Origin of the sequence: Paenibacillus barcinonensis (genome assembly GCF_003217495.1) — a bacterium.
GTDB classification, from domain to species: domain Bacteria; phylum Bacillota; class Bacilli; order Paenibacillales; family Paenibacillaceae; genus Paenibacillus; species Paenibacillus barcinonensis.
In genome coordinates, this window is record NZ_QJSW01000066.1 from 1 (window position 1) to 1291 (window position 1291).

General features: G+C 46.0%; 2 protein-coding genes. Both read right to left on the reverse strand.

Going from position 1 to position 1291, the window contains the following annotated elements; translation table 11 throughout:
* Positions 1 to 26: 26 nt before the first annotated feature.
* A complete protein-coding gene (locus tag DFQ00_RS28670; protein WP_110899776.1) occupies positions 27 to 890 on the reverse strand; it encodes an IS3 family transposase in 864 nt (287 codons plus the stop codon).
* 11 nt (positions 891 to 901) lie between these two features.
* Positions 902 to 1219: a transposase gene (locus DFQ00_RS28675; RefSeq protein WP_090921784.1), complete on the reverse strand. Its 318-nt coding sequence runs from the start codon at positions 1217 to 1219 to the stop codon at positions 902 to 904.
* Positions 1220 to 1291 lie beyond the last annotated feature (72 nt).

Genomic DNA, 1291 nt, shown 5'->3' on the forward strand with positions numbered 1-1291 from the left:
TGGACCTATGTCAAGAAAGTAGACACTTACGCGACGGATTTGTCCGTAAATTTCTTCGCAAAACGAGCAGGGGAAAGATAACCTAGCGCCCCATGCATTCGCTTGCGGTTGTAATAGAACTCAATGTACTGGTAAATGGCGGTATAAGCCTCTTCTGGATTCTTAAAACGAGGGTTACAGTAAATGAGTTCCTTCTTCAAAATACTGTGCCAAGACTCGATACATGCGTTATCATAACAGTTTCCTCGGCGGCTCATACTGAGTTCCATACCATACGATTTCAGTTGCTCCACGTATTCTTTTGACGTATACTGCGAGCCACGATCGGAGTGATGGAGCAGTCCTGGAGCGGGGCGTTTGGCCCGGTAAGCATCATTCAATGCATCGAGCACCAGGCTCGTTTCCATATGGTTGTACAGACGCCAGCCTACAATTTCACGCGTACACAAATCCAGAACACTGGCGAGATATAACCGGCCTCCTCGGCAGGGAATGTAGGTGATATCGGTGACCCATGCAGTGTTTGGTTTGGACGTTTGAAATTGCTGGTTCAGCGTATTTGGTGCAATGGGATGATGATGGTTAGAATCCGTTGTTTGGACACGATACCGAGGACTATGCACGGAACGAAGATTCATTTGACGCATGTATATACTGACGGTACGGGAAGAGATTTTGTATCCTTCCAGATGGAGCGCATACGTAATTTTCGGACTTCCACACCGCTTCTGGTGGTCGTAGAAATGAAACCGAATACGCTTCATGATCTCAGCTCTCCGGTGCTGCTGTTTACTTGTTCGATCCATCCGCCATTTGTAATATCCGCTCCGTGACACATGTAACAGGGTGCACATCTTCTCCAAAGAAAACAGGGAGCGATGGTTTTCCACAAACTGAAACCTTAGTTCTTTGGTTTGCTGAAGATGTGCACTGCTTTTTTTACGATAGCCAGTTCCTCTTGCGTGTCCGCAAGGGTATGTTCTTTCTCTTGAAGTAACCGGCGCATTTCTTTAAGCTCTGCTTCCAGTTCCTTCACTCGATCTACGCTAGCTACGGGCTCATGTTTAAGTTCACGATACTTGCCCATCCACTGGTGTAATGTACTTTTGGGAATGTTGAGTTCTTCTGCCAAGTCTCCGAGTGTCTTGGTCTGTTCTTGAATAAATTTTACCGTTTGTTTCTTGAATTCTTCATTGTATCGTTGCCGTTGTTCTCCCATATGGACACACCTCCGTTAGCCTTATTATCCTTCTGTCCGTTAACGGGTGTCCACTTTTTATTCTAGTTCCAC